The organism is Mesorhizobium kamtschaticum (assembly GCF_056174585.1).
The window spans coordinates 256190-282736 of sequence record NZ_JBWBWI020000003.1; the positions used below are offsets into that span (position 1 = coordinate 256190).

Here is a 26547-nt window from a genome sequence, read left to right on the forward strand (position 1 = left end):
AGTATCCGGATTAGTCAAGCCTCACTTGGGACTTCCCCGGCCGACCTTGATGAGAGTGTTCGGGAGCCAAATTTGGTTTTTCATCACGGCCGTTTTGGCAGATCAACGACCTTTGAGGGTTTCCCGGGCCTTGAGCTGATCATAGTTTGCTTTTGAGGTCCGACATGAGGCGGCAGGCGACCGGCCAGTGCTGGACACCTCGATTTACCTGAACGAGCAGCGATAGCCGGTGGAGTTTGATGGATGCGACGTTCAAGGGGCAATTTTCCGCTGTGCGGGCCGGTCAATTCGCCGGCGGCTGCCGATTTCACCGATTTGTCGTGATGCGGACGCAGTTCGCCCGTTGTGCCGGACGTAGCGCGTGAGGGTAGGCCAGATTGCTATGTTCTGGCTCGCTCGGGAACCGGAAAAGCAGTCGTGCTAAGCCCGCGATCGCTACAGGCTTTACCACAAATGACATTTTTTGGAGGATCATAGTATGTGCGGCATTGTTGGAATTCTGGGTAAGCAAGCAGTTGCGGCGAAGGTGCTGGAAGCGTTGCGGCGGCTTGAATATCGCGGCTATGATTCAGCTGGCATTGCTACGCTGGAAGGCGGGCTGCTCACGCGCCGACGCGCCGAAGGCAAGCTAAGAAATCTCGAAGTTCGGCTCTCGATGGAACCGCTCGACGGGTTAATAGGTATCGGCCATACTCGATGGGCGACGCACGGTAAGCCCAACGAGACCAATGCCCATCCGCACGCGACTGCAAAGCTTGCAGTCGTTCACAACGGCATCATCGAGAATTTTCGGGAATTGCGCGCTGAATTGCAGGCGGACGGCTGTGTATTTGACACTGAGACCGACACCGAGATCGTCGCACATCTCGTCACACGCGAACTCGATCGCGGCAAAACCCCGTTCGAAGCGGTCGGAGCATCCCTGCCGCTGCTGCGTGGGGCTTTCGCGCTCGCCTTCCTATTCCAGGGCGAGGAAGATCTGCTCATTGGGGCACGCAGGGGCTCGCCACTGGCCGTCGGCATCGGCGACGGCGAGATGTATCTCGGGTCTGACGCGCTCGCGCTTGCGCCCTTCACCAGTCTCATCGCTTACCTGCAAGAGGGCGATTGGGTCGTTCTCAACCGTGAGGGCGCCACCTTCTATGACAAGGCGAATGCGCCGGTCGAACGTCGCGCACAGCGTGTCGCCGCTGGCGCATTCCTGGTCGACAAAGGCAATCATCGGCATTTCATGGGAAAGGAAATCTACGAGCAGCCCGAAGTGGTCAGTCACACGCTGACGCAATATATCGACATGGCCACAGGCAGCGTCCGATTGCCCGTCGACATCGATATCGACTGGAAGGCCTTGATCCGCGTGTCGATTTCAGCCTGCGGCACCGCCTATTATGCCGGCTTGACCGCCAAATACTGGTTCGAGCACCTCGCGCGTCTGCCGGTCGAAATCGATGTTGCCTCCGAGTTCCGCTATCGCGAGGCACCTTTACCGGAAAACGGTCTTGCGCTTTTCATCTCGCAATCAGGCGAAACCGCTGACACCTTGGCGTGCCTGCGCTATGCGCAACGAGAGAAACAAACTGTCCTCTCGGTGGTCAACGTAGCAACCTCGACGATAGCGCGGGAGAGCCACTCGGTTGCACCCACGCTTGCAGGCCCCGAGATCGGAGTCGCCTCGACCAAGAGCTTTACCTGTCAGCTGACGGTGTTGGCTTGCCTCGCCATCGCGGCAGCGCAAAGCCGCGGGAAGCTTTCCAAAGAGGACGCAACACGTCATGTCCAAAGCCTGATCGCGCTGCCTGGCCTTCTGGCAAAGGCGCTAGAACTGGAGCCGCAGATCGAGAAGCTGAGTCACACGCTCGCCAAGGCCCGCCACGCGCTTTATCTTGGTCGTGGGACAAGCTTCCCACTGGCCATGGAAGGCGCATTGAAGCTGAAGGAAATCAGCTACATTCATGCCGAAGGCTATCCGGCCGGCGAGCTCAAGCATGGTCCCATCGCGCTGATCGTTGAGGACATGCCGGTCATCGTCATTGCCCCACATGACGCGCTCTTCGAGAAGACAGCCTCGAACATGCAAGAGGTTGCCGCGCGCGGCGGCCGCATCATTCTGATTACGGATTCGAGGGGCGCGGCTGAATGTGGCATTACGCCCGAGACGACCATCATCATGCCTGACATGGATTCGCTGTTTGCTTCGATTGTCTATGCGCTGCCGATCCAAATGATCGCCTACCATACGGCCGCATGCATGGGTTTAGACGTCGATCAGCCACGCAATCTTGCGAAGTCCGTTACCGTCGAGTAGCAGGCCCCCTGCTAGAAGAACAATGAATTGCCTTGCTTCGACCCTGGCCGTGGCGTCAGATGCAGTTCACTCGGACTTGTCGCGCATGCCAGAAAGCGGCCGAGGGTGAAGGGATGCGTTTTGGTCTGCTCGAGAAGCGTGGCGAGCGAATAGACCGCATAGTCCTGGTACAGCGACTGATGGATACGGCCGAACGATCGGCGGGTTTCGTCCTTGCTCTAGGCAGCATGTGCGGTGGCGCGGTCGATGCACCTGCTCTCCCAAACCGGCCGTCCTTCCCCATAGGTCGCCATATCGGCCGAAGACAGATTCGCAAGGGCGTAGAGGCCTCAGACCATGTTGTCGACCTCTGCCATCTGCTTGACCGGTTTCGTGCCACGGCTGCGCATCTGCCCGAACGCCGGCTCGCCTCGATTGGACCTGCGAACTGCTATCACGGGCTAAAGCATAGCGTGGATAATCCGATCGACACGATCGTCGAGTGCTGGGACGAGATCATCCGTACGGCTCCCTCGATCATGCAACTGTAGCGCCGTCTATCACCCACAAGAGACTTGCCGTCTAGGCTCGGCCAGGGCCGCAGTGGCTACGTTTTCGGGCGACGGCTTTTTGAGAGCTGGGTTTCGGCGGTCCGTGACGAGCAGCCCTGCGCTCGTCGACTATAACCGAGGGTTGTCGATGTCGTTTTCGGTCTAAAGGCCGATACCGCGGCTTGGGACGTCCACTGTCATTCCTCCCTCCTGATTGCTGAAACGGATGGCGAATATGGTTGCCGGAGAACCGAACGACGTGAGATTGAACAATCTCAACGGCCAATGGATTGTTCAGGTCGTCGAAAATGGCAAAGTAACTCGGCATTCATTCAACGCTAAAGCCGTTGCCGAGAGTTACGCCGAATTCCAGAGAGTTAGGCTTGGCCTGCCTGGAAAGCCACCAATCTGGGAGGATACCCCAGTGAATGGGCACCCTGAGAGGCTTCGCGAAATACCAGACTTCATCATCAACGATGTTCTCGACCTCGCCGAGTATTCTGATCGCGGTATTGTCACTACCATAGTTGATGCACGCGGACTTCGCCTCCGTCTCCACCTCACAGTCGTGACATCAGAATTGCTTTGCGAGCGAATTGCAACCGCGCTGGAGCGCCGGTACGCCGAATAGCGACCTAAGGCCAAGCTGCTTTGTTTTGATATATGCCAATATCCGTGATCACGCTATGCGGCGTCTGCCCAACTCTTCTTGGCCTATTCGCCTAGCTGTGACTTCTCAGGCTGTCCACCCGGTCGGGCCGAGGAAGCTGAGGTTGCGAACCTTCAGTGCCGCTCGGTCGAGAGCAACTTGTTCAAGCGGTGCTGGGCGCATAGCTGCCAAAGGCCGCCGCACACGTCTGCCTGGCGACTGTCCGCGTAGGTTACGCAGCATCGGACAGAGGGTGCGACCGCCTTCAGGACCGCTCGTCGCGACCGCACCGCCACGAAGGGGGTGGGTGACATGGCCGATCAACCTACCGCGTGCCTCTGGATGGCAAGCAGGCTGAACGACAGGCTCTCTGGAGAGGCAAAATGATTCCGATCGCACAAATGGAAAAATTGCTCGAAAATGGCCGAGCCTCAGCAGAGCGCGGACGCTCTCTCGATCATTTCCCGGTCGTTCGAATTATTTCGCTGGACACGGGATCGGAGTGGCTGCTCTCCGAAAGATCGCCACACAACGACATGCTCGCCTTCGGTGCTTTCTTCCCCGGCGACGGCAGTGTACCGCTGATGGGTTGGGTATCAATCCCCGGGCTCATCTACAACCGCTCCAGGGCGGGCAGGCTGCTCGACTTCGATCCGGACTACCGCCCGTCCAGGCCGATCGGAGCGATAGCCCCCGAGGTCCGTTTCGTCGGCGAAATACCGTCGAAACCATAAGGAGAAGGGGCGGCTATGCCGGCACTTTCGCCGTGGCTCCGACGGTCGACCGCTTCCTCCGGAGGCGTTCCCGTCCTTCGGACCCTTGGCCTTTCGGAATCGCTGTCGGCAGACGACCGTTAGATGAGATTCCGCCTGCGTATCCAGCAATGACTGTATTCCGTGTCGGTTTCGCCCTGCCTTTGGACATGATGGCCCATTCTCGCGGCAACGTGCGGCGGCAGTTCCAGCATCATCAGCCCGAACAGCCGAAGCATGAAGAATGACGTGCTATTGGTTGTAAATCATCATGCCGAAGCCGACGAGAGAGCCGACGGATGCCGATCGACGACGCGACACGAACGCAGAAAGCGTTTGGTCAATCCGCTACGGGCTCGCCCACGGGCTCGGGCAATCTCTCGGCGAGATCGTTGCCGGGATTGGTTTCAATCGGGCCTTCACAACCCATGCCTCGACAGGGCCCGTCAAAAACTTCTTGTCTCGACCCGGTCGCATTCTCGAACCGCGGGTACTCCGGTAGCTGTTGGGTTTGGTTGGCCTCGTCAATCGTGCAGGGGGCGTCACCGCGCATACCCGCTCCGTGCGTTCCCGCCGATCCGATAGCAACGTTCACCTTGACTTTGCCGAGTTCCTGGACCGCCTTCTCCACAGTGTGACCTGCGCCCCGGGCTATGGTTCCCGCGTCTTTGCGAACTTGATGCCAGCTGGGCCCGTGTCCCCAACCTCCGGCATGAGCGGCGCCTATAGGGCTCGCGATGCCGAAGGCGACGAGCATGATGATAAAGGCACGCGTGGAAGCATCCTCCAGGATTGCCTCGGTTCCGCTTGGAACCTCACCTTTGCAACCCATGCCGCCTTGTAGCGTCCGCGCTTTGCTATTGCGGGGCGATTCAAGAAGTCTCGATTTTTTCTTCCTAGGGCTCCTTCGCCAGGCGAAGAGCGAATTCCGAATGAAGCTTTTTCAGACCCTGCTCGATCCTGCTTGCTTGGTTGCGCTGGGTGTCATTCAGACGCACGATATCCTTGCTGCTGTCATCGGATTGTTGGCGGCAGACGATGCCATGCCAAACAGCGCCTTGCAGCGCCTCAGTGGCGGACTGGAAGGTCTGGTCGAGAAAACAGGCCAGACTCTTGTGCACCATGTCCGTGGTCGGGTGCTTTCGGTGCGCTTCTTCAAGCTCAGCGACGACGAAGGCAGGGGCGTAATATCGGAACGGCAGCTTCTTTTCGTAGACCTTAAAGAACAGCTTTGCGCGCTCCCTTTCGAAATCATGGAGCGCGATATGGGCAATGCTGCCGATTTTCCGGGTCAAAACGCCCGGATTGTCGCTAGGGAGCGACCCACCGCCCGATCCAGAGCCAAAATCCGCTCTGAACGATGCCCGGGGGAAAAACGAACCAACCATGTTGCACCTCTGTAACGATGCGCCACCTACGCGGATGATGTGGGCATTGACGACGTAGGTTTCAATTCCGGCGAAATGATGCTTCGCGGGTTCGGTCAACCCGCCCCCTGCGGCCGCCTTGGAGGGCGGCACTGGCATAGTTCAAACCAGGCGCCGCCGCGGATCTTCGCCCGATCCGTTCGGGACGTTGGCCGTCCTAACAATCCGGGCTAGGACGCCGTTGAGAATAAAGGCACGCAACTTTGTCTCGCCTTGCAGGAGCGGCAATTTGAGTTTGCGAGAGGTCTAAAGCCACAAGGTGGAGATAGAACGTCAGTTCAAAGCAAGTGCTTGAATTATAACGAGAAACTCCATCAGGAATGTGTAACAGTAGCCCCCAGACCAGCCATGCACCTGAGTCAGGCGCCACCAACGTCGCAATGGTTTTTAAATTCTGCTCTGTTCACTTCCGCTATGGAATTCAGACTTTGCGGGTCAACGGTGTCAGATGGCGTCCTAAGCAGGCCAATTCAGCTTGTGTTGTGGCATGAGATGATCCGGCTAAAGTGGAAGCTAGAACAATCAACGTCGACACAATTAGAGCGCACGGCCTTTTCATGTGGTCCCTCTTCTCAAGCCGAAGCGACCATAGACCTTATTCTACGACAAACTTGAAGCTCCAGGACAAAGTCGCGAACGTTATCGACGATGCGATTGTTCGAACATCTGCCGCGCGCCTTGTGCCGGAGAGCCGCGGCACCGTCGTCTTGGAATGTCCTCAATAATCGTTGGGTCTGGCGAACCGTGAGCCCCAGGATCTTCGCGCCCGACGCAGTGGAGATGCGTCGTTCAATGACCTTCGACAAAACCTCGATACGCTTCAGCTCGCGTTCGCTCATCAGAACAAGTCCCAAGTTGCAATCTCCCGCACCGTCGAAGGCGGAGAGATTGGCAGCGCACAAGCAGGAGCGACATTCCTACTTTGCCAAACCCGGACATTTTAACTTAGCTCCTACACGCCATGTTGCAACCAAGTTCGAATGTCGCCGGGCCAGCAAAGTAGAAATGTCGCATCACGGTTCTGCTGGCCGCGACGAGAGCACCCGATCGGGCGTCAGCTGGTCAGGATCGCGCAGCCCGATCGGGTGCGATCCAGCAAGGCTCCCCGGGTTTAGCTTTGAGAGCTGACTTCACTCGGCAGCATCCAGCCTTGCCAGCGCTTGTTGTCGACGCGCGATGACAGCAGGATCATTCATGAAATCCTTCCTACGCCCCGGCTTCCTGTCGCGCTTCTGATAGCCAGTCTGTTCGCTGTTCGTCTTAATCTTCGGCGCGGGCCGAGCCTCATCTTGCTGGCTCTTGATCCAGGACAGAACCTCGCCAAGCCGCTTGTTCTCGGTGACCGCGGCGTGGGTGACGCGCTGCTCTTTGTCGAAGACAGTGTAGGGCAGGGAGCATGCCTTCCACCGAACATCCAGGCGACCGTCGGCGAACTCGTAAATATCGACATATCTGCCGACCAGGCCGCATGAGATATCGTTCTTCTCCAGCATGATCTGCTTGCGTTCGTAGGAGAAAGACAATTGCTGGCCGACATAGCGCTGCTCGCGTTTGCAGAGCAGGTCGCGGAGTCGATCGGCCGGCATGTTCAAGACACGATGAAGATTGTCCGGCCGGGTAGGGATCTTCGCAAACTTGTCGTTGAAGCTGGTCGTGAATGCCGGCAGAAAAGCGTTGGCTACTTCGATATCTGAGATGCCAGCAAGACGCAGTTCCTTCACAAGCCGGTCCTGCAGCGTGCGATTGACACGTTCGACCCGGCCCTTGGCCTGGCTCGAATTGGCGCACAGGATCTCGATGTTGAGCTCGGACAAGGCTCGGCCGAATTGGGTCATGCCGCGGCCGGCACGAGCCTCGGCCTTCGCCACCCGAAACACCGTGTGCTTGTCGGAATAGAATGCCACTGGGCAGCCGTGCGCCTTCAGATAAAGATCCAAGGCCTCGAAGTAACTGAACGTGCTCTCCGACTTCACGAAGCGCAGCTGCTGAAGCTTGCCGGTCGCGTCATCGATGAAGACGAGCAGGGTGCATGGACCGCCCCGCTCCTCGAACCATCGATGCTCGCTGCCGTCGATCTGCACCAACTCGCCATAGGCTTCGCGGCGCAAGCGCGGCTGATGGAATGTCCGGCGCTGCTTGCGCGACAGCCAGATTCCGGCCTCAGCCATCCATTTGCGAAGCGTCTCACGCGATACGGTGACACCATGATCCTCAGCCAGCTTCTCAGCCGCAAGAGTCGGGCCGAAGTCCAGATAGTGTTCGCGGATGAGCGATAGAGTGAAGTCCCGAACGCCGTCGACAATCTGACGGTTCGAGCGTCGGCCGCGCGCCTTGTGGCGCAGTCCGGAAGCACCATCGGCCTGAAACGACTTCAAAAGCCTCTGCACCTGGCGCCTGGTTAATCCAAGCACATGTGCTGCCGCGACAGTCGTCATCCTTCGCTCGATGGCCTTCGATAGAACCTCTATGCGTTGGAGCTCGCGTTCGCTCATCAAAACAAATCCCACTTGCTGTCTCCCTCACAAACGGCGCCGGGGAGAATGGCATTCAGCAAAGGGGAAGCGACATTCCTACTTTGCAGAAGTGGGACATTTTAACTTTGCTCGTACACGCCAAAGTTGCATAAGTTTAATTATGGAACTTAGACTAACCAATTGATTTTATTCGCATAATCTATCTTATGTTAAATCGAATATGTGCAAACCCGCTACAGCCCCTCCTCGAAGAGCTTTGCCTCCAGATTGCGGCGCGTAACAAGACCCGACGCCTCGGGATCGTTTTCCCAAAGGCGGACCATATTGCGAATTTCGTCCGGGATCTTATTGAACTCTTTGCTCTTCATGTGGGCATAGATGTTGCGCATCTCGGTGTAGCGATCGATTTTCCTGTCTTTAGCGGGCTTCGCCTTGAAGCTGGAGCCGCGATTGTAGTCCAAGGACACCAGAGCACCTAAGGACTTAGGGCTCAGCAGCTTCGTGTTGAACAGGACGTTCTCTACCTCACCGGTGTAGCGCGGTGCGTCCTTCTCAATGAATTGACGATAGGCGGTGTCGAACTCGATACTTTCGTGAGCCATTCGCGGAAGCAGCCTTTTGGCCGCCTTGGCCTTGATGCCGCAGGCCTTTGCGATATTCTTTATGTCCTGGTCGGAAATGTACCCCGCCCAATCCGCCTGCAGCCGTTCCTCAGTCACATATCCGACATCGTAACCGATTCCACAGGTCACACCGGACCTGCCACCGGGCCAAATCAACCCCTTGTATTTCTTCGTATAGGCTTTTTTGCTGGTAACCTCGCAGAACACAATTAGGTCGATTGCTTCCGGCGCGATCGGTGTGTTCGATATTGGGCCGTTGGACACGCCGGCCGAAGTCGCGACGCCGGCGTGCAACGCGTCCTTGGCCTCCAAACTGCCTCCAGCACCCAGCAAGGTTACGCCGCTGTCCCGGAGAGCCGCCAGCGTCTGATCGAAGTTGAGATTGTCGGCGAGCGCCATTGCGGGCAGACCCATGACTGTCCACGCAGCAGATACCGCACCACCGACGAGCACTTCACGCCTATTCATTTGCTTTTCCCCGCTGTTGGTTGTGAGCCGCATCCGTTAATCTCGTTGTTCGATGTTCGGCAGATCCAGTCGTGGATTTCCGTGAGCGTGACGCTCTGGCTTGCCATTTTGCTCGCTGCCATGCAGGTCGCCGCCATGGACTTCTCCACGCCTTCGATGTTGAAGGAAATGACGCCCTGGACCGCTCTGGGCCGCTTCTCCGCGAAAGTATCTCCAGGCTTGCAGCCTCTGTTCAGACCAACAAAGACCGGACCGCCCGAGTCACCTTGGCAGAACGCTCCCTTTTTCTCTCCGGGCACAAACGTGAAATGTTCGCCCTCTTCTGCCAGTGAAGGAGGAAACGTGACAAAGAACTCCCCCAGGGGCGCCGCAGTGTTCGATACGCCATAACCAGCGAGCGTCGCTAAACTGGTGAAAGCGTCGGCCAAGGACGCCTCTGGAAAATCCCCGGGATTGAATGGCTGAGCGACATGCACCAGCGCTACATCGTGAGAATTTGAAGAGGGTTCGGCATCATAAAGTTTATTGACGATGGCCTTATCGCCATATCGGACCTTGTCGACATCTACGAGTGCTGAATTCATGGCGTTGATCTGAAGCGCCTGATCGTTCGTCGGTGGCGAGAACACAAAATCCTGCTCCTCCGGTTGGTTAGCGTCGTTGTTGGCAAGCGCGGCCGAGCTTTTTCCCGTGATGCAGTGCGCAGCGGTCAGTACCCAGTTGGCGGCGACGATTGTCCCCGTGCATCCCTCGACGCCCAAAGTCCCGGGCCGGGTGATCGAAAGCTTCACCACTTCCGGGAACTGGCGCCAGGAGAATTCCGGGCGCTTGTGGCTGAGCGTCTTCAGGAACGAACTGGTGGCTATATTGCACCCCAACACCTCGCTGTCGTCTCCGCCCCACGCAGCGGCTTCGCGGAAGACGCTCTGTGCATTCACACCTGGTTGAAGGTGAGCAAGTGTGTCGGGAGGAAGCTTGATCGGAGCGTCTTTGGGAAGAGGATCGAGAGGGAAGATGATGCACGTTGGGCAATGATCTGGAGTGTCGAAACCCAGGTGGAATTTCGTGACTTTGGGTTTAAGGTCAAACGTGTCGAAGCCGAAACTGAGCCCCTCACCCGGTTGGTTATGAACAGCATCTGACCATGAAGGATTAGACCATGTCGCAATTGAGTGTGGGGCGACATTGAGTTTTGTAAGTGCACCACCGTCGAAGGCGCCTTTGAGGCCTGCCCCAAATTCTATCTGGCGGTCAATTCCGACGTCTCCGGCAAAGCTTGGTCCGGCCACGACGAAAAACACCAAAGCCGCCAATAGTTGCTTCATTGGAAGCCATCCCAACAACCCCAATCATCAGATCGCATTTCAAAGACAACGACAAGTATGGATGGATAAAATATTTTAATTGACCGGGGCCCGGTCTCTTCGTCTCGACGACGCCTGCCACGACCGTCTACCTCGTGAAAAAGAAAAGCGCACCGTCCTGGACGGTGCGCTGTGGCACAATGGCAGAGCAGCCGGCTCCTAGGGCGATGCCTAGCAACCCAGATCTGCGCCATCGGCTACACATTGATGCGGCCGAGCCTACGGGCGTCGTCGGCCCTAAGCGGATAGCTTCTTGGTAGCCGTCCAGTGGATGTAGCGCTCGATGCCAAGCCCGAAAGGGCCGCGCACCGACTCCGGCTCTTGTTAAATTGCAGCGCAAAGCTTGGTATGGCCGGGAAATTGCCCCAGAGCCATCCATTGATAGCATTGCCTCAAACTGGTCTCCTCGACCACCTTTTATGATCGAGGAGATGAGGCCGTTGGAGGGGCAATTTCCGCCCAGGCATCGACGAGGCCGACGCCTACTTCTGTGGTGGAGGCGGGGGTGGCGCAACGGTGGACGGGACGCCGGGGTAGCCGCCCGGCACCGGGTTCGGCCCCGGCTTACCGCCAAGCGAGCCAACATTCATCGTGGTGCAGCTATTGCCATCCTGGCAGGGCGAAATGTACTGCCCATGAGCCGGGGATTGTCGCTGTGGTTCTGAGCCTCGGCCGAGATAACGGGGAGCCCAACGATGAAGCCGACGGTGAGAATGAAATAGCGCATTGTGTTCTCCTGATAGTTTCGAGGGAAAGGACAGTCTTCGCCCGGCTCGCGATGTGCGCGAGCCAGGCGCCATGGCTGGTCAGAGGATGCGCCCGCGCATCATCCAGAATTTCGTTCCGTTGGCGAAAACGGTCTCCGTCCAGCCCGTCGGAGCAATGGTGAGCTTGTTATCAGGCAGGACGGGACCAGAGATCGTGCGCTCTTCGCATTGCCGTAGATTGGTAACCGTTACGGTGCCGTTCTGCTGATACTGCGCGGGCCGGAAGGGGTAGAACCAGGCAATTGCGCCGCCCTGCCCGTCGGGCTGCACGCAGATCGAGGTCGCGCTGTCCGAGTCCGCAACTGGCGAGGTCTTAGCGTCTCCAGGCATGTTCTCGCTGCGGCACTTCTGCGGCGAGCCCCAGCAGACGGGGAGAATCTCCCCCGGGTTCTTCACAATGGAGTTGAACGTTTTGTTGATCCCCCTGCCGACGGGAGCGACATTCCTGCTCCACCAGTCCGCCGCGTGCGCAGCGGGCAGAAAGCTGGTCATGCTCAGCACGAACATCCCAGCGGCGGTGTACTTCTTAAGATGACGATTCATTTCGATTCTCCTCTCTCTGCTGCGTTGGCGTCATTGCCCATGAGCGAAGGAAGCCAAAGCCGTCTGATAAGCGGTAAGCATGATGGAAAGGGTACGCTTCGAAGCTCCTCCAGGATTGCCCCGGTCCCGTTCGGAACCTCGCCTAAGCAATCCATGCTTCTTTTCTAGGCGCGGCATTGCGCCGACGCAGGGCGTTTCAAGAGTCTTGAACTTTTCTCCTAAGACGATGCCAGGCCCCTGCCCGGCATCGCGATGTCATTTGGACAACCACAGAAAGGCCGGAGTGTTGCGCTCCGGGCTTCTCGGCGTCAGCTAGGCGATCCGACCAGGGGATTTCTGTAGCAACAGCGACGGCTTTATTAGCATTTTGCGTTCTACACTCCATGATATCCCGCTTCGCATAATCTCGAGCCGAATTTTGACGCCCCCTAGACCATCTTCAATTGAGGACATTTCAACATCCTTTGGCCCAGCACCAATCGGGAGGCTGGTTTGGCGTGGATACGCTTTGTCACCAAACGAAAGTTCGTTGTAACCCTGCGTCATACAGAAATGCCAAATATCCGGCTTGATCGGGGAAAGTGCGAGTGGCATAGGTTGGTGGCATATCGTCTCTTTGACGGATATGAGGATGTGATAATTGAAGGAGCACGTCGATGCCCGGGGAACCAAGCAATAGTATGATTGAACTTACTGCAGATATCGTTGCCGCCTATGTCCAGAAAAACGCGGTGCCAGTCTCTGGATTGCCCGACTTGATTGCGAGCGTGAATTCGGCACTGTCTAATATTGGTGCGTCAACTCCCATCGCAGAACCCGCCCCGACGCCGGCAGTCAACCCTAAAAAGTCAGTGTTTCCGGATTATATCATCAGCCTTGAGGACGGTAGGAAATACAAGTCGCTTAAGCGCCATCTTGCGACCAGTCATGGGCTGACGCCTGATGAATACCGGGCGAGATGGGGTTTGCCGAAAGACTATCCCATGGTTGCGCCAAGTTATTCGGCGACCCGATCGGCTTTGGCAAAGTCGCTGGGCTTGGGAAGGAAGGCAACTCCAGTCAAGAAACCTGCGGCGAAACGCAAGGCGAAGGCCTGAGCTGTGCCCGTCTAGGCCAAAGGGAGCTTGTGGCATCGCAGCGATTTTACGCTTTTTGGATTTGGATGGCTTAGCCGGAAGAGGCGGTCAAGGCCGCACTCGACCTGTATGGGCCGAATGCGGCCACCGCTGCAGCTCACTGCGCCTTGACGGCACACTTCGACCATCGCGAGCACGACCTCTGCTTTTGGTTTGCGGTCTTCTGGAAGCGGAATGACGATAAATATCCAGGCACTCAGCTCGCAAGTTCGTTGGCGGTATCAAGAAGCCACGGAACAGCTACCGCCCTCGACACTCAACGCCATCCCGAAGGATGGCGTTGAGCACCGTGACGGAGGTCACGCCCGGAGGCGGCCGAGGCGGCGAGCCTCGCTGGCATAGGTCGACAGCGGCTTACAACATCGATCCTGATGGATCGAGCCTCGGACACGAAAGTCAACAATCTTCAGACGGGATTGTTCAACATTTCCCGAGAGCTACCGGGTGTCTTGTTGAAGCCGACACTCGCCAGATCTGCGGTCAACAACGATCATGGTGATCGCCCGGATCTTTCGTGTTCACAAGGTCACCGTCGGCCGCATTGGCCAGAACAAGAGTTCGCTGATTGTTCTGTCAGTTGGCCGTTTTGGCGGCGACGTAAGCACCGGAGCCATGACGTGAACCTGAGGGCTTCCAAGCGCCGATTTGGCCGGTTAGGTTTGCAGGGGCGCGAACAACCGGATGAACGAACGGGATGATGCTGGAAAAACTGCGGGCCTGTTGGGGTTTTAGCTCGAACGTCGATAGGAACGTCGCCTTGGTCGAAGGCTTTCTGAAGGGTAAGCGCTTCGCCGACCTGGCGCAGGAACATGACTTGTCGACACCGAGGGTGCGCCAAATCATCGAGAGGGCCGATCGGCTCGTGGGCGGCGGCATCCTGACCGAGGCTCAACCGTCCAAGGTCTCGCCTCGAACCGATTTCATGGTCGACTATCCGTATGTGTGGAACCTGGCCCAGATGCACGGGCTCAGTAGCGCCACGCCGCGTCATTTCTTTAGGGAGTTGGAACGCGAGGGATCGCTGGAGCGGCTAGTTGAGAAGATGAAGCGGTTGCCGAGCCGCGCACGAACAACACGTGAGCTGGTGCGCCTCGTTTGGCAAAAGGAGAGGGGCGAGAGCCCATGGCCTGCAACGAAGCGATCAAGCATTGCGATCGCGCACCCAAGCTGGGTAGACCATCCGGTCCGCGCCCTTCAGTGCCAACTCGCCTTGGAACCGGCCCTCGATCAATTGGTTCAGCGCGCTGCGGAATCCGGCTGGACCGAGGACGAGATAGCCTGCGCGCTCTTTGAGCTCGCCGGCACGCGCGTCAAGGAGAGACTCCCGAGCGGGGCGTGATTTGATCGGGATGGTCCTTCCTAGAACAGGTAATACCAAAGGTCCTGGTTGCTGACTCTTTCGTGATTTTGAGGCGTTTGGAGGCCGTGATTCCATATTGCCGAAGGAGATTCGGCGATGGGATCAGCATTGAAGTTGCGGGGTGACTATTCGGCTGGCGAGCTTCGGCGGTTCGCGCGAATGACGAAGGATGTGCGCCAGAGCAGCCGGCTGTTGTCGATCGCGGCGGTTTTGGACGGGATGAGCCGGGCCGATGCGGCGCGGATCGGCGGGATGGATCGTCAGACGCTGCGCGACTGGGTGCATCGGTTCAATGCGGCAGGTCCCGAAGGTCTTGTCGATCAGTGGTCGCCTGGTCCGCCGTCGCGTCTGTCGCCCGAGCAGCAAGCCGACCTGGCCGCAATCGTCGAAAAGGGTCCGGACCGTACTTTTGACGGCGTCGTGCGCTGGCGGCGCGTCGATCTGAAGCGCGTCATCAGGGATCGCTTCGGCGTGGACTACGACACGCGCTATGTCGGCAAACTGCTGCACAGGCTCGGTTTCTCGCACGTCAGCGCACGTCCGCAGCATCCGGCACAGGACGCCCACATCGTCGAGGCATTCAAAAAAACTGGCCGCGCACGCTGAAGGCGCATCTTTGCGACTTGCCACCGCGAACAAAAGTGGAGCTGTGGTTCCAGGACGAAGCCAGAATTGGCCAGAAGAACGGTATCGTGCGGCAATGGGCAAGGCGTGGAACGCGGCCCCGCCGACCGGCTGACCAGCGCTACAAGAGCGCCTACCTGTTCGGCGCAATTTGCCCGGCGCGCGGCATCGGCGCTGCTCTCGCGCTTCCCTTTGCCGACACCGAGGCCATGCAACTCCATATCGACGAGATCAGCCGGCACGTCGAAAAGGGCGCACATGCCGTGCTCGTCATGGATCGCGCCGGATGGCACACCACCGCAAACCTCAGGGTACCTGACAACATCACGCCGACCTTCCTGCCGTCGCGGGCGCCGGAGTTGAACCCGGTCGAGAACGTCTGGCAATACCTGCGCCAGAACTGGCTCTCCAACCGTGTCTTCGACAGCTATGAGGCTATCATCAACGCCGCATGCGAGGCTTGGCACAAACTCCTCGCCGTCCCGGATGCCATCACTTCAATCGGAATGCGGGAGTGGGCCCATATCGGTCAAATCCCATGACTCTTGGTATAAATCAGCCATACTGAAAGAAACTGTTTCACCTATTTTTTGGGTAAAGATGGAGACCCAGGATCACCAGCTTTACGCGTCGCCGGGCCGCTCAGCCTAACTACCTTCAAATTGCGCGTGGCAACCCGACCGAGACATTTAGCCAATAGGCGTCGATTGTGACATCTGTTCCCGCCACTGCTGCCCCATTGAATTCGTCCACCCACGGTGATCCAGGCCGGCGTATAGAGCTTCGCCCTTCGCCTCGGTCTCCGGGATCTCGACGCAACGACGGTCAGGTCGCGGAGCCTTGCTGGTGATGGGAAAAAGCAGAGGCCGTGTGCGACCACCTTGCCTGCGACGATTACCATCACACAAGTCGGCTGAGCCTTTCGGCCAAGGTGACGCCTTCCGAAACATTCGGCATCACTGCCCGCCACTGGTGCAAGCGGCCGGTCCGCCTAGGGTTCATTGTGGCCACGGTTCTTGCCTCAACGTGCCTGCGCCATTCCGCCGGTTGTCGGCGACCCGCAAGCCGGGGTATATGCCCGGCAGGGGTGTACTGTAAACGGTCGTCAGGAAGTGCGCGTATTCGGTGCCAGCAGGGAGATACAGTGTTCCGCGGGATCGCATAGGAGGACCTCGCCCCCGCAGCGCAGCGTAGCGCGGTCCGCGCGTAGCGAAGCTGCGGGGGCGAGGTCCGGAGAATATTTTTCGCCGATGCTTTTTCGGTGAAGCGCGTGGGCGCTGGCGGAGCCGCAGCGCGTGCTTTAATCTTTTCCCAGATCGTTAAAGCAGGCGCGGCGCCGACCCAACCTTGCAAGTTTACCCGGCGCCGCACCCTACACCGTGCGGAACACGAATGCCGGGCTATTATGGCGCAGATGACACCTCGCGTCCACGTCATGGACACCGCCACAGGGCGGCAGAAGAGGATACCGGGCGCTTCTTCCTTTGCGAGTGTTGCCGGGCTCAGACACTGATCTGCAGATGTTGCGACCGTGGACAGATCTATTGTGCCGGTGGTTGCGCGTGTGTTGCGCGTGCCGAGCGGCGACGGGATGTTGCCAGGCGCTACCAGGCCAGCAGAAACGGCCGCTTCGCTCACGCCGAGCGCAGCCGCCGGTACCGGGCCCGACGCAATAAAGTGACGCACCATGGTTCACCCGCTGACGACGCCAATGTTTATGTCATGACGGCAACGGCGACGACGCAGATCCAGGCGCCTGACACCGCTGATACGCCGTCCTTAACCGAGCCTGCGATCTCGACGGGGTCGTTCGGGGGGTTTTTAGGGCGCCACTGTCACTGGTGTAATCGCTGCTGCTCGCCGTTTGTCCGCCGCGAGCCTCTGCGTCGCCGCCAAGCCATTCGAACGTCTCCGTCTTGAGGATAACGATGGCCATATCTCCTGAACTGCAGGCCCAGATCCTGCGCTATCACCATGTCGAGAAGTGGCGCGCTGGCACCATTGCCCGGCAGCTCGGCATCCACCACCACACCGTTCATGGAGTGCTTGCCCGATCCGGGCTGGTGCCCCATGGCCCGCAGACCCGACCCAGCAAGATCGACTCCTATCTCCCGTTCATCCTTGAGACCCTGAAGACCTTTCCCAGCCTGACTGCTGCCCGTCTTTACGGCATGGTCGTTGAGCGGGGATACCGCGGTGACAGCGGCCACTTCCGTCACGTGATCGCCCGCCACCGGCCTCGCCCCAAGGCCGAGGCTTATCTGCGCTTGAGGACACTCCCTGGCGAACAGGCCCAGGCCGACTGGGGTCATTTCGGACATCTGCAGATTGGCCGGGCGCGGCGCCCACTCATGGCCTTCGTCATCGTCCTGAGCCACTCACGCCGGATCTTCCTGCGTTTCTTTCTGGATGCAAGGATGGAAGCGTTTCTGGCCGGTCACCTCGAAGCCTTCGAAAGATGGGGCGGGATTCCAAAGGTCGTGCTCTACGATAATCTGAAGAGCGCAGTGCTCGAGCGTCGCGGCGACACAATCCGCTTCAATCCTACCCTGATCGCCTTTTCCGCCCACTATCGATACGACCCCCGTCCGGTCGCCGTCGCCAGGGGCAATGAGAAGGGGCGCGTGGAGCGCGCCATCCGGTATATCCGCGACAATTTCTTTGCCGCCCGCGGCTTCACCAGCCTGGAAGACCTCAACGCCCAGGCCGATGCCTGGTGCGACGGCGTCGCCGCAGACAGGCTTTGCCCAGGTGAGGACATCACCGTACGACAGGCCTCCGCCCTGGAGGCGCCTTACCTCTTGCCATTACCAGGCAATCCGTTCCCATGGCCGGCGCAGATCGCCGTCTCCATCGGCAAGACCCCGTACGCCCGCTTCGATCTGAACGACTATTCCGTGCCCCACGCCTACGTGCTTCGCACCTTGAGCGTGACGGCAACGCAAAAGGAGGTCCGCATCCTGGACGGTGCGCAGATCATTGCCTGTCACGTCCGCAGCTACGACAAGGGCGCCCAGACAGAAGATACCGCCCATATCAAGGCACTGGTCGATGAGAAGCGTGGGGCCCGGCGTCACAGCGCGACTGATCGCCTGGCCATGGCCGTCCCGGCCAGTACCGCGCTTCTTGAGCGCGCCGCTCAGAACGGTCACTCCTTGCACTCTGCCGTCATCGGACTGAACCGACTGCTCGAGCACTACGGAGCCAATGAGCTTCAGGCCGGGATCCTGGAGGTCCTGGCACTCGAAGGGCCAGCGCCCCATCCCAACGCTGTGCAGTTGATCCTTGAGCGCCGACGTGAACGGCGCCGCCAACCCCCACTGCTGCATGTCGCGCTGCCTCAGCATGTGCAGGACAAGGACAGCCCCGTCAGGCCCGCCCGTCTAGACATCTACGACCGTCTCAAGGAAACCCCCAATGACCACTCCTGATCCGGAAGACGGGCGTGACCGCGCCGCGCGCCTGCATCTGCACGGGCTTGTGGCCCACTGGCAGGACGCCACTCAAGCCGGATGGGCGCTTACACTCCTCGACTGGGAAGAGGACGAGCGCGCCAGGCGCAGTCAAGACCGCCGGCTGAAGGACGCCAAGATCGGCCGATTCAAGCCGCTCTGCGACTTCGACTGGTCCTTTCCGACCCGATGCGACCGACAGGCCATCGAGGCTCTGATGAGGCTCGATTTTATCCGCGACGCCGGCAACGCCGTCCTTATCGGACCCAACGGCGTCGGCAAGTCAACATTCGCCCGGAACATCGCCTACCATGCTGTCCTGAATGGCCACACCGCCCTGTTTACAAGCGCCGGACAGCTTCTCGGTGATCTGGCCGCCATCGACAGTGCCTCCGCCCTGCGCCGGCGTCTGGCACATTACGCCGCCCCCACGCTTCTCGTAATCGACGAGGTCGGATACCTATCCTATACCAACCGCCACGCCGACCTGCTGTTCGAGCTCATCAGCCGACGCTATGAGACCAAGAGCACTCTCGTCACCACAAATCGAAACTTCGCCGACTGGCACGAGGTCTTTCCCAACGCAGCCTGCGTCGTGTCCATGGTCGATCGTCTCGTCCACAATGCCGAGGTGATCGCCATCGAAGGCCAATCCTACCGTCTCAAAGAGGCGACCGAACGCTCCGAACAGCGCGCCGTCCAAAGAAGGCCGGCAAAGCCATGACAGCACCTGCAAAACCAGGCTTGCCGCTCTTCTTCCCGCTAGACATCCCAACAACATGGACACCCGACCAGGCGCTCGCCGTCTTCGAGCTCCTCACCGAGCTGCGCGACAAGATCTGGTCATGCTACGCCATCGACATCCAGCAGGAGATCCAGAGCCAACAGGCCCCAACTGACTAAACCCAATCAGCAGCCCCTTCCTCTCTCACAGGAAAACCCCAAACTGCACATGGCACCGTTTATGCGCACTTCCTGACGACCGCTAACATGTACTTATGTTTGAACGGATACTGCCTTTTTTCCTCGGGCTGGCTTTGCTGTTGGGCAGCGGCTGCGCACGCAGCGATGATGGTACGGTGATTATTCCAAGACCGCTGGATGCTAGGCGATTCTTTGACAAAGAGCCGCCTCGCCTGCAACAGCCACAAATCGAAGCCAGCGTGTTTCCGGTAGCGCCACAGGAGCCGGAAAGGTTCGAACCGCGCCGTACGGCAACTCACAGGACATCAAGGAGACGCATGCCGCGGGTCGCTAGTCCTCCGCTCTCCTCTTCCGGGCCGCACAAGCCGCTGTCTGCAAGAGCGTCAGCGCGTCCGGCAAGCGGTACCGTATGGTTTGCGAATAGCCATTTGGTTGACCACCGTTCTACCCTCGGAGCGTCGCGTCGCCTTTCCGGAGCTTATTGCCGGCGAGCCCTTCTCGCGAAACGCTTGGCTACCGATCAAAACAGTTTTTGGAAGAAGAGCCCGCGCTCTGTCGCGATCGCAACTGCATGCGTCAAGCTTTTGGCGCCCAGCTTGGCCCGTGCCAGATCAAGATGAAATCGAACTGTGCGAGGGGACAGAGACAATATCTCCCCGGTCCTCTTGACCTTCTCTCCCCTCGCGTACCACCTCAGACATTCGATCTCTCTATCAGAGCAGGCCGTCTGATGGAGGGGCGTTCCTTGGATTCGGCTGATAGCATTGTGAAATTCGCCTGCGAGAGGCTGGAAGTCACGAACCTGGGATTTGAGAAACGCCTGCCACCCTGCTGCGTCCTCGTTGCTCGTTACGCTCAGAATGCCGCGTTCGCCGTCAGCACCCCTAACCGGGATCGTGACGCCATGCTTTCCGACCCCGTGTTCCCTCGCTTCACCGAAGAACGTGCGTACGGACTTGTCTGATAGGTCGATCTCCTTCCAATCGACCAATGTCACAGCACGCAGCCCATGGAGAAGCACAGGATCGATGTCGAAAAACCTCTTGTCGATGTAGCGTTTCACCCAGTCAGGCGAATATGTGGTCACATAGAATGGCTGACTCGGCTCCTCGTAAACCGGCCTGACGGTAAGGAAGGCGGCCGTCTCTAGGCCGTAGGCTTTGACAATTGTGTTCAAAAGCTCCGTTGCGTCCGTAGGAGAGGCAACTGCCCTAATTCGCTCAGTTATGCCATGAAAATCAGTCACAGATTGCGCCATCTCCAGCCATACCTCCTTGTCATCGACGTGCAGCTATCCAAGCCATTCCGGCGGTCATCTAATTAAGGTTGCTCCACGCGAAATTCCAGCGCCTCACGAGGTGTCAAAAGTGACAGGCGAAACCGCCAGTATACATAGACTGCAACCCGCATTATTCTAGATTGGATGACCACAACCCGGCGTGGAGGAAGCGCCTTGGATACGATTGTACTTTCGTCAAACGATGTGGCTCGGCAGACTAACTCCACACGTGCCAACCGCCGTGCATCAAATCAGCGTTCCGCGACGGATGACCACGAGATTTGCCGCCTCTGCTCGGAGCTGGAACAATTAGACGCGGATCGGGACGCTCTTTTGCTTTCTTTCCTCCGCCTGCGCCGGGCAACCCTGCGCAGAGCAGGCAGTTTTTCACAAAGCTGAACTCGATTACGGCTCGCTATTTCGCGCTCGAACAGCAGATTCAGAAGGCTCGCAGCGACATCAGGCAAGGCCGCCCACGAAGCCGCTGAATTCGTCCAGTCGGATGCCGCTGCAACAGCTGCGGCATGGCGCGAATTCAGCGTATCGATTGCCTGACAGGCATTTCCCAGTGCCGGCGATCACGGATCGCGACAGGACCGCATGAGCCGTGGTGTCGGATCGCGCCAACCAGGCGCTTGTCGCTCATTTCCGCGTGTGAGGTTGCGCCATGAAAATTCAGCTCCGCAGCGTCGAAGTGTTCGACAATCCGTCAACCTTGGCGGTAGGTCGATCGTGGTCGAGTTACCCGGCGATCGTCTGCGCGTATGCGAAAACCGAATGCGCCGCCCTCAACAACACACGCATTTGCAGCTCTTTCGCTCAGGTCCTCCTGGACCGCTGAAGCCGGACGGCGATCGGGACCGACCTAGTGGCCGGAGGCGACAAGCCGAGTGAGGCGACAAGGGTTCGAACGTTTTCGGCAATCGAAAGTGGCGTTCGCAATCCTGATGCTGCGCAAATACGGCACGCCGCGCGTGGCAGTTCCAGCCGTGCTCGAGCTCCGCGATTGCCCATTCACCTATGAAAACGCTCGTCGCCTTTTCCAGCGTACCGGCCGCAACATTGCCAGCTATATCAATCCGCTTGTCGCCCAACTGACGACGGGGCTGCGCCCTGCCGAGCAGGGCAGCGCAGCATGCGGTCGTGGCCTCAGCCCTGGCCGAAATCATAAAAATCAGACCGCCCGCGCCCAGCTCGACACCGGGAACCGACCCCGGCGCATCCGGCGCCGGACCAGGGCACGAGCGCCCCCCCACCGTCCGGATTTTGAGCCCGAGACACTTGCACAGCGATTTGTGAGATAGTTTACTGATCCAATGAATCTTGAGAGAAGTTAGTCATGGGAACCAGCGGCCAACTTTTGCTTCCTGGAAAGGTCGGTCGGGAACCGCGCCAGGTCGGCAAGACAGTCAAGCTCAGTGTCGCCACCCACCGGTCATGGCTCGACGACGAGGGCCAAAGAAAATCAGTCAGCGATTGGATGACGGTCACCTTCTTCGAGGGAAAGATGGCGGATTTCGTGCCGCGCCAGATTCACAAAGGCGACAAGGGGCTCGTCCAGGCGCGCGTGTCGGAAAGCATGCATCAGAAGGACGGCGTCATCCACTCCACCACGGAGGTGATCGCCGAAGGCATCGATCTGTGCGCTCACGCCAGCCCGAGACCCGATCAGTGAAGCCGGCGCGTAAAACCATTGGCGCTGCTCTTGCGATCGCCGCGACATCTTGCGGCCTCGCCCTGACAATGCCGCCAGTCGCCCCAGCGCAGGTCCCCACGTTGGATACCGCCACGGCGCCCGACGTCTATACCCCGGGCGACCACGCAGCGAGCAATCCGATGCGCGTCGTGGTCCTCTCGCCCACGACGTTCCAGGATGTCGAAACCAAACAAAAGTACCGGCTCTACGGCGTTGACGCCTGCGATCTGGGCCAGACCGCGAGGCTTGGAAAGCAGACATGGCCATGTGGCGTTGTCGCCGTGGCATGGCTCGTGAAGGCCACCTTGGATAAATGGGTTGCCTGCTTGCCGGTCCGGAAAGACGAGGCTGTCATCGTCGCGCGTTGCGCAACCGGCGAAATGGCCGACGTCGCAGGCGAAATGCTGAAAGCCGGTATAGCCATCACCCTCCCCGACGATCCCGATCGTCGCATCCCCATCTACGTCCAGCTCCAGCGTGAGGCTCGCAAATCCTATCGCGGTATTTGGGCCAATGCATTCCAGATGCCTTGGCTGTACCGGAAATCCTCGCCAAATCCATGACCCCGGAGCACGACATGCGTCCCTTTCGCCATATCCTTCCCGTCGTCGCATCCGCGGCGTTGCTCGCCGGCTGCGCCGGGCGTTCGCTGGATGCTTCACATTCTGCCTTGGCCAGCCCCGTTGCGGTCACAGACCCCTATTGGAAGCCGGGTTGGGTCAGCCGCAGCCGGCAGGAATATGCCCCCGACTGGGGCCGCTTCCCGCCGATCGTGACCCGGCGCACCGGCTACCCAACAGAAGCCCAGGCGAACAACGCTTTGCGCCGCTCGCGTTGGAGCACCGTGCCTGTGCGCTCGCTCACGAAGGAAGGTATAAAGACGGTCTCCGTCCCTGCAGAAGCCCCGGACATGATTGCTGCAGGCGTCCGCGTCTTTGCCTGCCGGCCAGGAGCGCTCAACGGCTATTCCGGCCGCGTGCAATATTACAACGGCCCCGTCGTCGCCTGCGCTTGCGACCTCCTGTCGGACGATGGCCGCGTGCTGGCCCGAGTACCCCTCAATTTCTACTACTGGCGGAAGGCTTGGCACGTCCAAGACCCAAGACCGTCCTACAAGTCCGTGCCGTGGACTTATCAGGAACCTTCGCCCCCAAAGAGCAAGGGTTTGTTCGGCGACCGCTATTAAGCGGCGCCGTCACACTCCAATGGTCGAGACGAACATACGGCGGAACGATCCCTGTCGCAAAACCAAAGCTTTCGCGACTGGCTTCTGCGACGCTACGGATGTGTCGTCACGCAGCTTGCCGATTTACTACCACGTCTCCCTCGCTGTCGACCGATGACCGCTCGGCAATGCTCTCGCCGAGCCTATTTTTTCCCAGGCGATCGCGGACAAATTCAAGCAGCTACACGCAATTCACAATTTCCGGTCCTGCTCTTCTGGCTGGTGCTCGCTTCGGACGAACACATCCAGCACTTGCGCTATATCGACCCCTGACGAGGATGCATCGCGTACCATCCCCCTCGATATCGCCGGGCGCATGGCTCCAATGACGCAGCATGCCCCGACGAGCGCTGCCACGGCATCGCCGTCGTTCTCCGTCAATAGTTGCTCCGCCAGCGCTCTCACCCCTCGCGGAATCTGATCCACATCTACACCACCAAGCGACCATTGACGATTTTCTTCCGTCACGGCGACACCTCCCGTACTGTTCGATTTGACCATTGGCGACCGAGCTGGTGGAGCGGAGCTCCCATGACCGCCGTTAGCACATGAGACATCCCGATCGCCGTCGCGATCGAGAGCGTTGCGGTCGCCGGGGTACCCAGGAAATGGCCAAGCGACCAGTTGCACAGCGCCAGCACCGGCAGGTGGATCAGGTAGAGGGCATAGGAGATGCCTCCTAGTCGGCGCAGCATCCGCCCAGGCCAAGTCACGGAACCGCCCCGCAGGGTCGCCCTTGCCACGATCCATCCGCACATCAACGCCAGCAAGGCAGTCGCCACGCCATGCGTCGCCGGCGGCAAGATCGCCAACAGGAAGGCCGCGACCGACATCCAGAACGCCGCTTCCATGTTGCCGATCACCCGCAGGTGTTTCGCCAGACGCGGCCATGCACTTGTCCCCATGATTGCTCCGATCGCCAGCCCGACCGCGACTGCATCGATACGAAACGTCCAAAGCGTCCCGCCCCATGGCCGCAGCGTGAACACCCCGACCACGAGGACGAGCCCGGCCAGCGCGACAAGCGCACGCCGGGGTGGCAGGAACACCAGGAGCGGAGCCAGCAGATAGAATTGCACCTCGGCGGCGACCGACCAGAATGGCGCGAACGCAAAGGCGTTCCCGCATCCTGCGGCGCCCCCAAAACAGGGCGCCCAATGCGCATTCGAGATGAAGGCGAATGCCGCCTTCGCGTCTGCAGGCTCAACGCCGCTTCCCGGGATGATCAACCCGATCGAGAGGATGGCGCCGACGCACCAGGCCAGCGGCACGATCCGCATGGCACGCCTGACATAGAAGGCGGAGGCCGCCTCGAGCGCACCGCGCTCGAGGCGCAGGCTTCGCAATGAGCGTTCCACCACCAGGCCGGAAATCACAAAGAACAGGTCAACCCCCACGCTCCACGCCGGCGCAAACAGCAGAGCGGCGGCCGTCCCGCCTTCTCCGAAGACCGGCCCGACATGCGACAGCACCACCAGCCCGATCGCCAGGCCTCGCAATTCATCCAGCCCCGATAAGCGAGCTTCTTGTTCCATTCAAATATCACGCTCGACAATCACTAAGACATTGATTTAATCATAGGGCATAACAGCGAGGCAAGAAATGCACGAACGCCTGACATTTGTCGCAGTCGCGGCTGCCCTTACATTGTCGCCTCACGCTTCGGCTCAGTCGCTCACGCATGATCCGAACGCCTGGCGGGCCGTCGCCTATGCCGATCTCGAGCTCCCGAACTCGGAAGCTGTGCCCTACGCCTCCCTATGGGCCGACCGACTGAAGAAGAACAACGACGCCTACGTGGCCAAGGGCGATGCGCGCTTTGCGGTCGCCAACGCGCCGGCTTCCGAGAGTCACATCGTCGTTCGCAGCCCGACCAAAACCGTCGTCCTCTCGGTCCTGCACACGCTCACCGGCTGCTCGCCGATCCGCACCGATCCTGTCGGCAATGCCACACTGAAACGATGCCCCATGCGCTTGGCGATCTATCAGAATGGCCGATCCACGGTCGCTGACGCCGGCTCCGGCTGTTTCATCGAATATGGCGCGCAACCGAACAACGTCCGCCCCGACCTCGCTCGGAATGGTGCGATGGGTGCATATGATGTTCAGGCCAAAACCATTCGCTCCGGCATCGTATTCCAAGGTGAAATCGCCCAGGAATGCCAATTCCGGGTCCCTGTCCCGCAACCCTAGAGGAAGCAGCCCATGCCGTTGTGTTTTCGGCAACCAACCTCGATATCCCGAAGGAGCGCAACCATGATCGACATGGAAAACCTGACCTTGTTCAGGACACCAGCCTGCCACCGGCCATCGCCAGCGGATCAAGGCTTCCCTGACGGCGCGCGATGCGCGGTCTTGACCGCGGCTCCTGGCGGCGGCCACGGCGGTGTGAAGCTCAGGAGGTTTACCATGTCCACGCTTGCCGCCCTCGCGATTATCCCCATGTCTGCCATCTCCGCACACGCATGGGAGCCTCTTGGCTACCAGTCGCTTAGGACCGCAGACGCGCAGCCGGCCATGCAGACCGCTTGGTCCGATATCATCGCCTCGAATACCGCCTATTGGCGTGACGAGTTGCACAGAACCATTCCGGCCGGGCAGATACCGCCACTCGATATCCTGTCGAAGCCCATCAAAGTCGGATCGCATACCTTCATCGTCTCAATCGCCTCGACCCGCAAATGCGAGACCGGCGCAAACAACGTCGGCTCTTCCATCGAGCCTGACCTATGCGAGGCGCGCATCATCGATCCAGACAGCGGCAAAGTCTTTGCACGCGCGGAAGCCTGCTACGTCGACCTGTCCGATGACGATCGACCCCAGGCCAATCGTGACGATCGAACCGAAATCGACGTCAAAGCAAACGCCAAAGAGATCCGTTTTCGTTCCTTCGTCGGCGGCACGAATTGGTCTCGATGCACAACCAGCGTCAAGCTTCCGTGAGGCACG

25 protein-coding genes are annotated in these 26547 nt (G+C 59.2%); 16 read left to right on the forward strand and 9 right to left on the reverse strand.

All coding sequences use genetic code 11. The features are described 5' to 3' along the window. Positions 1–478: 478 nt before the first annotated feature. The 4 genes from glmS to AC0V7N_RS40315 all read left to right on the forward strand — a co-directional run bounded on the left by glmS (position 479) and on the right by AC0V7N_RS40315 (position 4218). Positions 479–2305, forward strand: a complete 1827-nt coding sequence (gene glmS, locus AC0V7N_RS40300; RefSeq protein ID WP_496628499.1) for a glutamine--fructose-6-phosphate transaminase (isomerizing) — start codon at positions 479–481, stop codon at positions 2303–2305. Positions 2306–2418: 113 nt separating this feature from the next. After that, complete coding sequence (locus AC0V7N_RS40305; protein ID WP_496628500.1) at positions 2419–2835, forward strand: hypothetical protein; 417 nt, start codon at positions 2419–2421, stop codon at positions 2833–2835. Positions 2836–3100: 265 nt separating this feature from the next. Then, a complete protein-coding gene (locus tag AC0V7N_RS40310; RefSeq protein WP_496628501.1) occupies positions 3101–3466 on the forward strand; it encodes a hypothetical protein in 366 nt (121 codons plus the stop codon). Positions 3467–3867: 401 nt separating this feature from the next. Further along, positions 3868–4218 carry a DUF2958 domain-containing protein gene (locus AC0V7N_RS40315; RefSeq protein WP_258581186.1) on the forward strand — a complete coding sequence of 117 codons (351 nt, stop codon included), beginning with the start codon at positions 3868–3870 and terminating at the stop codon, positions 4216–4218. Positions 4219–5132: 914 nt separating this feature from the next. On the opposite strand, the gene AC0V7N_RS40320 is transcribed toward AC0V7N_RS40315, so the two are convergent. The 6 genes from AC0V7N_RS40320 to AC0V7N_RS40345 all read right to left on the reverse strand — a co-directional run bounded on the left by AC0V7N_RS40320 (position 5133) and on the right by AC0V7N_RS40345 (position 11902). Beyond that, on the reverse strand, positions 5133–5723 hold the full coding sequence (locus AC0V7N_RS40320; protein ID WP_496628502.1) for a hypothetical protein: 591 nt from the start codon (positions 5721–5723) through the stop codon (positions 5133–5135). A gap of 512 nt (positions 5724–6235) precedes the next feature. Next, positions 6236–6502, reverse strand: a complete 267-nt coding sequence (locus tag AC0V7N_RS40325) for a helix-turn-helix domain-containing protein (RefSeq protein WP_496628503.1) — start codon at positions 6500–6502, stop codon at positions 6236–6238. A gap of 291 nt (positions 6503–6793) precedes the next feature. Beyond that, on the reverse strand, positions 6794–8170 hold the full coding sequence (locus tag AC0V7N_RS40330; protein ID WP_496627316.1) for an ISNCY family transposase: 1377 nt from the start codon (positions 8168–8170) through the stop codon (positions 6794–6796). A gap of 200 nt (positions 8171–8370) precedes the next feature. Beyond that, the gene (locus AC0V7N_RS40335) at positions 8371–9228 is read right to left on the reverse strand and encodes a lysozyme family protein (RefSeq protein ID WP_258598080.1); all 858 of its coding nucleotides are present in this window, start codon (positions 9226–9228) and stop codon (positions 8371–8373) included. Then, the gene (locus AC0V7N_RS40340; RefSeq protein ID WP_258598079.1) at positions 9225–10553 is read right to left on the reverse strand and encodes a trypsin-like serine protease; all 1329 of its coding nucleotides are present in this window, start codon (positions 10551–10553) and stop codon (positions 9225–9227) included. Before AC0V7N_RS40340 ends, AC0V7N_RS40335 begins: the two co-directional genes overlap by 4 nt. 845 nt (positions 10554–11398) lie before the next feature. Then, the gene (locus AC0V7N_RS40345; RefSeq protein ID WP_496628504.1) at positions 11399–11902 is read right to left on the reverse strand and encodes a hypothetical protein; all 504 of its coding nucleotides are present in this window, start codon (positions 11900–11902) and stop codon (positions 11399–11401) included. Positions 11903–12558: 656 nt separating this feature from the next. Here AC0V7N_RS40345 and AC0V7N_RS40350 point away from each other — a divergent pair. From AC0V7N_RS40350 to AC0V7N_RS40380, 7 genes are all read left to right on the forward strand, one after another. Continuing rightward, positions 12559–12999 carry a MucR family transcriptional regulator gene (locus AC0V7N_RS40350; RefSeq protein WP_496628505.1) on the forward strand — a complete coding sequence of 147 codons (441 nt, stop codon included), beginning with the start codon at positions 12559–12561 and terminating at the stop codon, positions 12997–12999. 104 nt (positions 13000–13103) lie between these two features. Next, the gene (locus AC0V7N_RS40355) at positions 13104–13322 is read left to right on the forward strand and encodes a Y4oE-related protein (RefSeq protein WP_496628726.1); all 219 of its coding nucleotides are present in this window, start codon (positions 13104–13106) and stop codon (positions 13320–13322) included. A 413-nt stretch (positions 13323–13735) separates the two neighbouring features. Then, positions 13736–14377: a hypothetical protein gene (locus tag AC0V7N_RS40360; RefSeq protein WP_496628506.1), complete on the forward strand. Its 642-nt coding sequence runs from the start codon at positions 13736–13738 to the stop codon at positions 14375–14377. Between the two features lie 117 nt (positions 14378–14494). After that, a protein-coding gene (locus AC0V7N_RS40365) for an IS630 family transposase (protein WP_496628507.1) occupies positions 14495–15564 on the forward strand; the annotation gives its coding sequence in 2 pieces (ribosomal slippage) (positions 14495–14981 and positions 14981–15564; 1071 coding nt in all). A gap of 1386 nt (positions 15565–16950) precedes the next feature. Then, positions 16951–18453, forward strand: a complete 1503-nt coding sequence (istA, locus tag AC0V7N_RS40370) for an IS21 family transposase (protein WP_496628508.1) — start codon at positions 16951–16953, stop codon at positions 18451–18453. After that, the gene (gene istB, locus AC0V7N_RS40375; RefSeq protein ID WP_183465349.1) at positions 18440–19198 is read left to right on the forward strand and encodes an IS21-like element helper ATPase IstB; all 759 of its coding nucleotides are present in this window, start codon (positions 18440–18442) and stop codon (positions 19196–19198) included. Before istA ends, istB begins: the two co-directional genes overlap by 14 nt. Then, complete coding sequence (locus AC0V7N_RS40380; RefSeq protein ID WP_183465348.1) at positions 19195–19377, forward strand: hypothetical protein; 183 nt, start codon at positions 19195–19197, stop codon at positions 19375–19377. The genes istB and AC0V7N_RS40380 overlap by 4 nt, the downstream gene beginning before the upstream one ends. A gap of 541 nt (positions 19378–19918) precedes the next feature. Here the strand turns inward: AC0V7N_RS40380 and AC0V7N_RS40385 are convergent. Next, complete coding sequence (locus tag AC0V7N_RS40385) at positions 19919–20656, reverse strand: helix-turn-helix transcriptional regulator (RefSeq protein ID WP_258598068.1); 738 nt, start codon at positions 20654–20656, stop codon at positions 19919–19921. Positions 20657–22016: 1360 nt separating this feature from the next. Here AC0V7N_RS40385 and AC0V7N_RS40390 point away from each other — a divergent pair. The 3 genes from AC0V7N_RS40390 to AC0V7N_RS40400 are packed head-to-tail and all read left to right on the forward strand — an operon-like array spanning position 22017 to position 23559. After that, entirely contained in the window at positions 22017–22352 is a 336-nt protein-coding gene (locus AC0V7N_RS40390; protein ID WP_258598062.1) for a single-stranded DNA-binding protein, read from the forward strand. Next, on the forward strand, positions 22349–22936 hold the full coding sequence (locus tag AC0V7N_RS40395) for a thermonuclease family protein (protein WP_496628509.1): 588 nt from the start codon (positions 22349–22351) through the stop codon (positions 22934–22936). The genes AC0V7N_RS40390 and AC0V7N_RS40395 overlap by 4 nt, the downstream gene beginning before the upstream one ends. Next, the gene (locus tag AC0V7N_RS40400; protein WP_258598059.1) at positions 22903–23559 is read left to right on the forward strand and encodes a hypothetical protein; all 657 of its coding nucleotides are present in this window, start codon (positions 22903–22905) and stop codon (positions 23557–23559) included. The genes AC0V7N_RS40395 and AC0V7N_RS40400 overlap by 34 nt, the downstream gene beginning before the upstream one ends. Before the next feature lie 231 nt (positions 23560–23790). Here AC0V7N_RS40400 and AC0V7N_RS40405 read toward each other — a convergent pair whose 3' ends face one another. Continuing rightward, on the reverse strand, positions 23791–24066 hold the full coding sequence (locus AC0V7N_RS40405; RefSeq protein WP_258598058.1) for a hypothetical protein: 276 nt from the start codon (positions 24064–24066) through the stop codon (positions 23791–23793). After that, on the reverse strand, positions 24063–25133 hold the full coding sequence (locus AC0V7N_RS40410; protein ID WP_496628510.1) for an acyltransferase family protein: 1071 nt from the start codon (positions 25131–25133) through the stop codon (positions 24063–24065). Before AC0V7N_RS40410 ends, AC0V7N_RS40405 begins: the two co-directional genes overlap by 4 nt. Before the next feature lie 67 nt (positions 25134–25200). On the opposite strand from AC0V7N_RS40410, the gene AC0V7N_RS40415 reads away from it, so the two are divergent. Together AC0V7N_RS40415 and AC0V7N_RS40420 are read left to right on the forward strand one after the other, a co-directional pair. Further along, positions 25201–25791 (forward strand): hypothetical protein, encoded by a 591-nt coding sequence (locus tag AC0V7N_RS40415; protein WP_258598054.1) that lies wholly within the window; start codon positions 25201–25203, stop codon positions 25789–25791. Positions 25792–25854: 63 nt separating this feature from the next. Continuing rightward, positions 25855–26541: a hypothetical protein gene (locus tag AC0V7N_RS40420; RefSeq protein ID WP_496628511.1), complete on the forward strand. Its 687-nt coding sequence runs from the start codon at positions 25855–25857 to the stop codon at positions 26539–26541. Positions 26542–26547: the final 6 nt, after the last annotated feature.

Bases quoted from the DNA above. Each gene is read 5' to 3' on its own strand.
- istB (WP_183465349.1), top strand. From the start codon at position 18,440: ATGACCACTCCTGATCCGGAAGACGGGCGTGACCGCGCCGCGCGCCTG.
- glmS (WP_496628499.1), top strand. From the start codon at position 479: ATGTGCGGCATTGTTGGAATTCTGGGTAAGCAAGCAGTTGCGGCGAAG.
- AC0V7N_RS40385 (WP_258598068.1), bottom strand. From the start codon at position 20,656: ATGGCGCAATCTGTGACTGATTTTCATGGCATAACTGAGCGAATTAGG.
- AC0V7N_RS40360 (WP_496628506.1), top strand. From the start codon at position 13,736: ATGCTGGAAAAACTGCGGGCCTGTTGGGGTTTTAGCTCGAACGTCGAT.
- AC0V7N_RS40345 (WP_496628504.1), bottom strand. From the start codon at position 11,902: ATGAATCGTCATCTTAAGAAGTACACCGCCGCTGGGATGTTCGTGCTG.
- AC0V7N_RS40410 (WP_496628510.1), bottom strand. From the start codon at position 25,133: ATGGAACAAGAAGCTCGCTTATCGGGGCTGGATGAATTGCGAGGCCTG.
- AC0V7N_RS40380 (WP_183465348.1), top strand. From the start codon at position 19,195: ATGACAGCACCTGCAAAACCAGGCTTGCCGCTCTTCTTCCCGCTAGAC.
- AC0V7N_RS40305 (WP_496628500.1), top strand. From the start codon at position 2,419: ATGCGTTTTGGTCTGCTCGAGAAGCGTGGCGAGCGAATAGACCGCATA.
- AC0V7N_RS40350 (WP_496628505.1), top strand. From the start codon at position 12,559: ATGCCCGGGGAACCAAGCAATAGTATGATTGAACTTACTGCAGATATC.
- AC0V7N_RS40340 (WP_258598079.1), bottom strand. From the start codon at position 10,553: ATGAAGCAACTATTGGCGGCTTTGGTGTTTTTCGTCGTGGCCGGACCA.
- AC0V7N_RS40420 (WP_496628511.1), top strand. From the start codon at position 25,855: ATGATCGACATGGAAAACCTGACCTTGTTCAGGACACCAGCCTGCCAC.
- AC0V7N_RS40390 (WP_258598062.1), top strand. From the start codon at position 22,017: ATGGGAACCAGCGGCCAACTTTTGCTTCCTGGAAAGGTCGGTCGGGAA.
- AC0V7N_RS40325 (WP_496628503.1), bottom strand. From the start codon at position 6,502: ATGAGCGAACGCGAGCTGAAGCGTATCGAGGTTTTGTCGAAGGTCATT.
- istA (WP_496628508.1), top strand. From the start codon at position 16,951: ATGGCCATATCTCCTGAACTGCAGGCCCAGATCCTGCGCTATCACCAT.
- AC0V7N_RS40335 (WP_258598080.1), bottom strand. From the start codon at position 9,228: ATGAATAGGCGTGAAGTGCTCGTCGGTGGTGCGGTATCTGCTGCGTGG.
- AC0V7N_RS40415 (WP_258598054.1), top strand. From the start codon at position 25,201: ATGCACGAACGCCTGACATTTGTCGCAGTCGCGGCTGCCCTTACATTG.
- AC0V7N_RS40315 (WP_258581186.1), top strand. From the start codon at position 3,868: ATGATTCCGATCGCACAAATGGAAAAATTGCTCGAAAATGGCCGAGCC.